Consider the following 7,776-nt stretch of genomic DNA (forward strand, 5'->3'; position numbering starts at 1 on the left):
GGTCACACGGTGACAGCGAGGCTGTTCACAGGACCGCGGGAACGGCGTTGCCCGCCTCGGCGATGCCCCGTCGCGTGTCGAGGCGGAGGAGGAGGACGAGGCCGAGAGCGAAGAAGACGACGAGCGAGACGATCGCCGGCCGGTAGGACCCCGTGAGCTGGAAGACCACGCCGAAGAGGAGCGTGCCGAACCAGGAGGTGCCCCGCTCACAGGCGTTGTAGAGGGCGAAGTACTCGCCCTCTCGTCCGTGCGGGATGAACAGGCTGTAGAACGAGCGGGAGAGCGCCTGAGTCCCGCCCATCACCAGGGCGATGGCGACGCCGGCGAGCAGGAACAGCACGATGTTCTTCTCCGGCAGGAACATCGCACACACCACGATCGCCATCCAGGCCACGTTGCCCCACACGAGACAGCGGTAGGCGCCGTACCTGCGTGCGTAGCGGCCGAAGAAGAGAGCTCCTCCGAACGCGACGAACTGGATCAGCAGGATCGCGGCGATCAGGACGCCGTCGCCGAAGCCGAGCTGCTTGGAGCCGTAGATCGACGCGCTGTAGATCACGGTCTGGATGCCGTCGTTGTAGAAGAGATAGGCGAGGAGGAAGGTCAGCGTCATCGGGTAGTGGCGCAGGTCCTTGAGGGTTGCCCACAGCTGCCCGAAGCTGCGCCGCATCAGGCCTCCTGGCTCAGGGAGGACGTTCTGCGGGGGCACGTTGCGCAGCCGGACGACCGGAATGATCGTGAAGCCGGCCCACCACAGCGCCGCGCTGAGCAGCGAGAGCCGGACGGCGAGCTCCTTGCTGAGCCCGAAGGCGTCGTGCCCCTGCACCATGACGAGGTTGATCAGCAGCAGCAGACCGCCGCCGAGGTAGCCGAAGGCCCACCCCCGGGCCGACACGGTGTCGCGCTCGGCCTCGGTCGAGATGTCGACCATGATCGCGTAGTAGCTCACCAGCGAGCACCCGGCCAGGATGCTCGCGACGACGACGGCGAACGCGCCGATCTGCCAGTGGTCGCCCTGCAGGAAGAACAGCAGCGCACCGAAGAAGGAGCCGGCCCATGCGAACCAGGCCATGTGCATCTTCTTGCGCCCGCTGCGGTCCACCAGCGCCCCGACGACGGGGAGGATGAAGGCGCTCAGGATCGTCGCGAAGCTCGTCAGGTACGACGGCAGCGACCCGGCCGCGAGATGTAGGCCGAGCACGTCGACGGCCTTCTTGCACGTCTCGTCCGAGCTGTGTCCGCAGCCGGCCGCCCGTCCGGCGACCGTGATCATCAGCGGCCCGAAGAGCACCGTCAGCGTGGTCGTGTAGAACGCCGAGTTGGCCCAGTCGTACCAGTTCCACGCACGCTGCTGGCCGCGTCGGAACACGGGCGAGAGGTCGGCGATCGGCGCCGGGCCGCTCTGGGTCATGGCTGTTCCCTCCATTGGCCGCGCTCGACCAGCACGTCCTTCAGCAGATCGGTCCGGTCGCTCATGAGGCCGTCGACGCCCCGGTCCAGCAGCTCGGTCATCTCGGCCGGGTCGTCGATGGTCCACACGTGCACCTGCAGTCCGTTCGCATGAGCGCGGCGGATCAGCCCGCGCCCGGCGATCGTCAGTGGCCCGCGCCGATGCGGGATCTGGAGCGCGACCGGCCGTCCAGGTGTCAGGAGCCGCACCAGGCGCGCGCTGGGGAGCGCCACATAGACGGCCACCTCCACGGGATGTGCACCGGTGCGCGCACGTCCGCGCGAGAGTCGGCGGAAGGCCCGCAGTGTCGCGGGGGAGAAGGAGGTCGTGATCACCCGATCCCACGCATCGCGCTCATCGAGGAACGCGGCGAGCGCGGGTGCCGCCGTCCGCGACTTGAGGTCGATGTTGAACTGCGCCTGTTCGAAGGCGTCGAACAGCTCGGCGAGCGTGGGCACCTGGTGACGGCCGCCGATGCGGGCGGCCCTGACGTCGGCCAGACTCATCGTCGCGATCGCCCCGCGGGCGTCGGTCACCCGATCGAGGACGGCATCGTGGAAGGCGAGCAGCACCCCGTCGCTGGTGGTCTGCACGTCCGTCTCCAGGTGGGTGTAGCCCAGCGCCACGGCGTGCTCGAAGGCCGCCAGCGTGTTCTCCAGACCTTCGATGTCCGGGTGGTAGGCGCCACCGCGGTGGGCGAAGGCGATCACCTGGCCCGTGTTGCTCACGGGGGAGAGTATGGCGCGCCGTACGCTCGCCCGGGCGCAGGCCTGCCCGCGCCGCGACCTCGGCTCAGTTGCTGAAGTCCCGGAACGGCTCGATGGTGGCGCCGAGCTCGTTGAGCCGCTCCGCGAGGTCCTCGTAGCCGCGTGCGATGACGTAGGTCGACCGCAGGACACTCGTGCCCTTGCTGGCCAGCATGGCGAGCAGGATGACCACCGCCGGACGCAGTGCCGGCGGGCACACGATCTCGGCCCCGGAGAAGTGTGTGGGGCCCTCGATCATCACCCGGTGGGGGTCGAGCAGCTTGACCTGACCACCGAGCTTCGCGAGCTCGGTGAGATAGATCGCGCGGTTCTCGTAGACCCAGTCGTGCAGCAGCGTCTGGCCTGTCGCGACGGCTGCGATGACCGCGAAGAACGGCAGGTTGTCGATGTTGAGGCCCGGGAAGGGCATCGGATGGATCTTGTCGTTCGGCGCGTGCAGCACCGAGCGACGGGTGGTGATGTCGACCAGCCTCGTCTTGCCATTTGCTGCGTCGTACTCCTCGGAGCGCTCGTAGAGGAAGCCCATCTCCTCGAGCGTGGCCAGCTCGATCTCGAGGAACTCGATCGGCACACGGCGGATCGTGATCTCGGAGTCGGTGACGATCGCCGCCGCGAGCAGGCTCATCGCCTCGATCGGGTCCTCCGCCGGCGCATAGTCGACGTCGACGTCGATCGTCTCCAGGCCGGTGACGGTGAGGGTGGTGGTGCCGATGCCCTCCACCTGCACGCCCAGACGCTGGAGGTAGAAGCACAGGTCCTGGACCATGTAGTTGGAGCTGGCATTGCGGATCACCGTCGTGCCCGGGTGGAGGGCGGCGGCCATCAGCGCGTTCTCGGTGACGGTGTCACCGCGCTCGGTGAGGACGATCGGCCGCCCCGGCACGATCCGAGGGTCGACCGAGGCGTGGTAGGCGCCATCGGTCGCCTTCACCTCGAGGCCGAAGGAGCGCAGCGCAGCCATGTGCGGCTCGACGGTGCGGGTGCCGAGGTTGCAGCCGCCGGCGTAGGGCAGGTCGAAGGCCTGGGCGCGATGCAGTAGCGGACCGAGGAACATGATGACCGAGCGCGTGCGCCGAGCCGCGTCCTCGTCGACGTTGTCGAGCCGCAGCTCCGCCGGCGGCACGATCTCGAGGTCGTTGGCGTCGTTGAGCCAGCGGGTCTGGACACCCAGGCTGTTGAGGACCTCGATGAGCCGGTTGACCTCCTCGATCCGGGCGACCTTGCGCAGGGTCGTGCGCCCGCGGTTGAGGAGCGAGGCACACAGGAGTGCGACTCCGGCGTTCTTGGAGGTCTTCACCTCGATGCTGCCCGACAGCGTGGTCGGCCCGGTCACCCGGAGATGCACCGGGCCCGCGCCGAGGCTGACGATCTCGGAGTCGACCGCGTCGCTGATGCGCGCGATCGTCTCGAGGGTGAGGTTCTGCTGGCCCTTCTCGATCCGGTTGATCGCGCTCTGACTGGTCCCGAGTCGCTCGGCCAGCTGGGCCTGGGTCAGACCGCGGTGCGTGCGGGCGTCGCGGATGAGGTTGCCGATCCGGCCCTTGTATCCGTCACTCATGCCGCCACGTTATCTCACATGTGAGATAGAACCACAGACGGGGCCGCTGGCGTGTCGGGGGAGCGTCCGCATGCCGGCTCCGCCACCATAGCCGATGCCGCCGCGACCGCGAGATCACCCGCCCAGTGCCGGGTCACCGGGGAAGGGATGGGCGGCGCAGCCGCAGGCCGTCGCGTCGCAGGCGAAGTACCGGTGGCCTGCGTGTCCGCAGCGCGGGCACGGCAGGTCATGGGAGAGGTGCTCGGTCGCGATCTCGACGGTGTCCCACATAGTGGCCTCCTGACTCCACGGTGCGCCCGCAGTGTTGTGATCTTGAGGAGCGTGCGCGGCGTGTTTGGATACCGATATCCCCACCGTGCGCCTCCGACCGGGACCGCCACGCGAGAACGGCACGGAACCACCCGGTCGGACCACGAGTGCCCACCGGGACGGACTAGGGAAGTCTTCCGATGTGGCCAGCTACCTCAGACGGGCAGCCTGACCACATGGCTCGCAGTGCATACGACCCGCTTCCGCTCGGCCAGGACCTCGCCGGCGAGCTCGCCGACCTGCCGTGCCGGAGTGGGGATGCGGACCTGTGGTTCGCCGCCCATCCTGCCGCCATCGACCGCGCGAAGACGCTGTGTCGTGCATGCCCCTTGCGCGAGGCCTGTCTGACACAGGCCCTCGAGCGGCACGAGCCCTGGGGCGTCTGGGGTGGCGAGCTCGTCGTCGACGGCGTCGTGATCTCACACAAGCGCCCGCGCGGCCGCCCACGCAAGGATGCTCGTCCGCTGGCGAGCTGACTCTTCTCGCCTCTCGCGTCATCTCCTCGCGCGTTCCACCGTCCTAGGGAACGGTCGGGCCTTCGGCGACCTTCAGCACCCAGCCGGCCGACCGCTTGGGGTGTGCCCAGCAGTGGGGGCGGAGCCACACCCCACCTTCTGACCGATGGCGGGGGAGCGCATGGGCCCGAGATTCACCCACAACGCAACGATGGCCGCCTACCTGGTGCTGGCCAGCGCGGCGGGTGCCCTCCTCATGAGCGACCCGATGTGGGGTGCCATCGGCGTCAGCGCTGTCCTCTGGCCACTCGTCATCGCGCTGCGCCACGTGATCGTGCACGCGTGACGAGAGATGGCACGCATGCCCAATTGAGTTTGCTTTCGACGTCACCGCTGATCTCTTCGCTTCGTCCCATCCGCGAGACGAAGGGACAGTCGACATGAAGAAGCACAAGCGCTCGAAGGGCGCGAACAAGCACGTGTGGGTCGCCGCCGGGACCGTTGCCATCCTGGCGATCGGCGGCGCCACCGCCGCAGCGCACGCCGCCGGCGGATCAGCACGGCTGGGGCCGTGGTCACTGGACCACTACACGGCGTGGGGCACTTCCGATGCACCGCCCGCCGACCCCGACTCCCAGTCAGGCGAGGACAACCCGCTGAACCTGACCCAGATCGGGCAGCGAGAGGACCGCACCGTCGTCGACACCCCGGCATGGGACGAGACGGTCGTCGACACTCCCGCGTGGGACGAGACCGTCGTCGACCAGCAGGCAGCGGACCGCTGGTACACGTGGACATGCGGCCCCAGCGGCGACCACTCGTTCCCGTCCTCGTGCTGGAACCCCGACTCGGGCAACCACAACGGCTTCGACTGTCAGCCCAACCTCGCTTGCCAGCGGGACAAGGGAGCAGACGGCGAGTCCGACTGGTTCTACCACCAGGACGTCGAGGAGAGCTCGCACGTCGTCCATCACGACGCCGTCACCCACCTCGTCCACAAGGACGCGATCACGCACGCTGAGCACCGCTGGCCCGTTCTCGTCCGCGCACTGGCAGAGAAGCCGCAGCCATCGAAGATCCCGAGCCCGTCGGCCACACCCTCGAAGTCGCCCGTGACCGACGAGGAGACGAAGACCATGCCGCACAAGGTCGTGAAGATCCAGCATCACGCCGACGGGAGCGTCACCACGAAGGTCAAGCACTATCCGACTGACGCAGTCGAAGAGGGCTACTGACGCCACGCCCGCGACGGTTGACTCATGCCGTCGGGCGATCCCTGACCTTCCGCTTCTGGCGCTGAACAGCCGGGTCGTGGGGGAGGTGCCGGGTGGACATCAGCGAGAGCAGGGCGAGGAGAGCGGCCGCGAGCAGGCCGACCTTCAGAGAGCGAAGCTGTGCGTCGCTGTAGTCCTCGACGATCGCCGCCGTGGTGGCGTCGTCGAGCCCGGCCGCCTTGGCGGCCGACTCCACCTGGTCGGCCGACAGGAAGTCGAGCCCGCCGCCCACCGCGACGCCGACCTGGGCGGAGACCTGAGCGTCGATCCGCGGATCGGACTCGACCCGAGTGACGAAGCCCGTGCTCAGCCCCGTCAGCACGATGGCGCCGATCAGGGCCACGCCGAGCGACGAGCCGAGCTGTTGCCCGGTGTACTGAAGTCCTCCGGCCTCACCGCGCCCGGAGGCATCGACCGATGACTGGATCACGTTGCCGAGCTGGGATGCGATGAGCCCCATCCCGACACCGAGGATGGCCATCGAGATGCCGAATCCCACGTCGCGCAGCTCAGGCTGCACGGTCGCGAGGAGCACCATGATGGCCACCATCGTGGTGGCCAAGCCCGCCCGCACGACCCCACGGATCGACCAGCGTGTCGACAACCGTGAGCCGGCCGCGGCCGCCACGAACATCGTGATGGAGATGGGGAGCATCTTGATGCCCGTCTCGAGCGCGTCGAGCCCGAGGACCAACTGTAGGTAGAGCGGCACCACGAAGAAGACGCCCATCAGGATCAGGTTCTGGCTGAACAGCCCCGCGAGGCCCGAGCGCAAGGGTGGGATCTGCAACAGGCTGAGGTGCACCAACGGGTCAGCCCCGGCCCTCTCCCGCCGCCGCTGCCACACCGTGAAGGCCCAGAGCAGCACGGCGCCGCCGGCGAACATCCATATCGTGAGCGAGAAGCCGAGCGGGGCGACGGGGGAGTCCTTCGGCAACACCCAGCCCCACGTGCTGGACTGCAGCGTGCCGAGCACGATGAGACCGAGCCCGACCGCCGACATGCCGGCGCCCAGCACGTCCAGCCGCGGCTTCGGACCGGTGCGGGCAGCGTCGGCGACCTTTCGGGTCATCGCGAGGATGAACACGACCAGCACGACCTCGCCGGCGAAGACGATCCGCCAGCTGAGCTCGGTCGTCGCCCAGCCGCCGAGAATGGGACCCACGGCGATGCCGGCCCCGGCGACGCCGCCGATGACCGCGTAGGCCACCTTGCGAGAGGCGCCAGCGAAGTTCCCGGCGATCAACGCGGCAAGTGCCGGGAGGACCAACGCCGCGCCGACTCCCTCGAGGATCGACCAGCCCAGGGTCAGCACCGCCACCGTCGGTGCCAGTGCGGTCGTCAAGGAGCCGATGCCATAGATGACGAGGCCGACGACGAACGCCCGCCGCCGGCCGATGATGTCTCCGACCTTCGCGCCCGTCAACATGAACATCGCCATGACCAGGCAGTACAGCGTGATCACCGCCTGGATCGTCGTGACCGTCGTGTCGAAGTCCGCCACCAGCGTGCTGATCGAGACGTTCATGACCGACTGGTCGAGCACCATCACGAACTGAGCGGTCGCCAGCGCGATCAGTGGCGCCCAGCTGATCGTCGAGCCTTTCGAGCTGCCACCTCTCTTGCTCTTCGCGGCTCGCGGGTCCGTCACGACGGCGTTCCTTCAGCGGGACGGGTCGCTTCGGGCACAGATGCCGATTCCATCCTCAGATCGTGGTGGTGGTGTTCCAGTGCGGTCGTCACCCGCAGCGGGTGACTCGGGGTCAGCCGTTACGACCTCTGCTGGTCCTCGTCATCGCCCCAGGTCCTGCTGAATTCGGCGCGCCGACCTGCGCGCCTGAACATGAGCGGGAGCCCGACGATGATTCCATTGCTAGGGCTCTTGTTGATCGTGGTCGCAATGGCACGCGAACGCAGCGGACCCGTCCCACGCAATCGCCGATAAGCGACATTATGTCAATCT

The 7,776-nt window shown here is 68.2% G+C and carries 8 protein-coding genes; 3 read left to right on the top strand and 5 right to left on the bottom strand.

What is annotated here, in order from left to right:
- Positions 1-25: 25 nt before the first annotated feature.
- The 4 genes from ACYQ1K_RS21210 to ACYQ1K_RS21225 all read right to left on the bottom strand — a co-directional run bounded on the left by ACYQ1K_RS21210 (position 26) and on the right by ACYQ1K_RS21225 (position 4,045).
- On the bottom strand, positions 26-1,411 hold the full coding sequence (locus ACYQ1K_RS21210; RefSeq protein WP_459985258.1) for an MFS transporter: 1,386 nt from the start codon (positions 1,409-1,411) through the stop codon (positions 26-28).
- The gene (locus ACYQ1K_RS21215) at positions 1,408-2,178 is read right to left on the bottom strand and encodes a glycerophosphodiester phosphodiesterase family protein (RefSeq protein ID WP_459985260.1); all 771 of its coding nucleotides are present in this window, start codon (positions 2,176-2,178) and stop codon (positions 1,408-1,410) included. Before ACYQ1K_RS21215 ends, ACYQ1K_RS21210 begins: the two co-directional genes overlap by 4 nt.
- Positions 2,179-2,242: 64 nt before the next feature.
- Complete coding sequence (locus tag ACYQ1K_RS21220) at positions 2,243-3,775, bottom strand: UDP-N-acetylglucosamine 1-carboxyvinyltransferase (RefSeq protein ID WP_459985262.1); 1,533 nt, start codon at positions 3,773-3,775, stop codon at positions 2,243-2,245.
- Between the two features lie 114 nt (positions 3,776-3,889).
- Positions 3,890-4,045 (bottom strand): hypothetical protein, encoded by a 156-nt coding sequence (locus ACYQ1K_RS21225; protein ID WP_459985264.1) that lies wholly within the window; start codon positions 4,043-4,045, stop codon positions 3,890-3,892.
- A gap of 215 nt (positions 4,046-4,260) precedes the next feature.
- Here ACYQ1K_RS21225 and ACYQ1K_RS21230 point away from each other — a divergent pair, with 215 nt between their 5' ends.
- The 3 genes from ACYQ1K_RS21230 to ACYQ1K_RS21240 all read left to right on the top strand — a co-directional run bounded on the left by ACYQ1K_RS21230 (position 4,261) and on the right by ACYQ1K_RS21240 (position 5,774).
- Positions 4,261-4,560, top strand: coding sequence for a WhiB family transcriptional regulator (locus tag ACYQ1K_RS21230; RefSeq protein WP_459985266.1), 300 nt, complete (start codon positions 4,261-4,263; stop codon positions 4,558-4,560).
- A 145-nt stretch (positions 4,561-4,705) separates the two neighbouring features.
- A complete protein-coding gene (locus ACYQ1K_RS21235) occupies positions 4,706-4,885 on the top strand; it encodes a hypothetical protein (RefSeq protein ID WP_459985268.1) in 180 nt (59 codons plus the stop codon).
- A 94-nt stretch (positions 4,886-4,979) separates the two neighbouring features.
- On the top strand, positions 4,980-5,774 hold the full coding sequence (locus ACYQ1K_RS21240) for a hypothetical protein (RefSeq protein WP_459985269.1): 795 nt from the start codon (positions 4,980-4,982) through the stop codon (positions 5,772-5,774).
- 22 nt (positions 5,775-5,796) lie between these two features.
- Here ACYQ1K_RS21240 and ACYQ1K_RS21245 read toward each other — a convergent pair whose 3' ends face one another.
- Positions 5,797-7,464, bottom strand: coding sequence for an MFS transporter (locus ACYQ1K_RS21245; protein ID WP_459985270.1), 1,668 nt, complete (start codon positions 7,462-7,464; stop codon positions 5,797-5,799).
- Positions 7,465-7,776 lie beyond the last annotated feature (312 nt).

The sequence above is a fragment of the Nocardioides sp. AN3 genome (assembly GCF_054653495.1).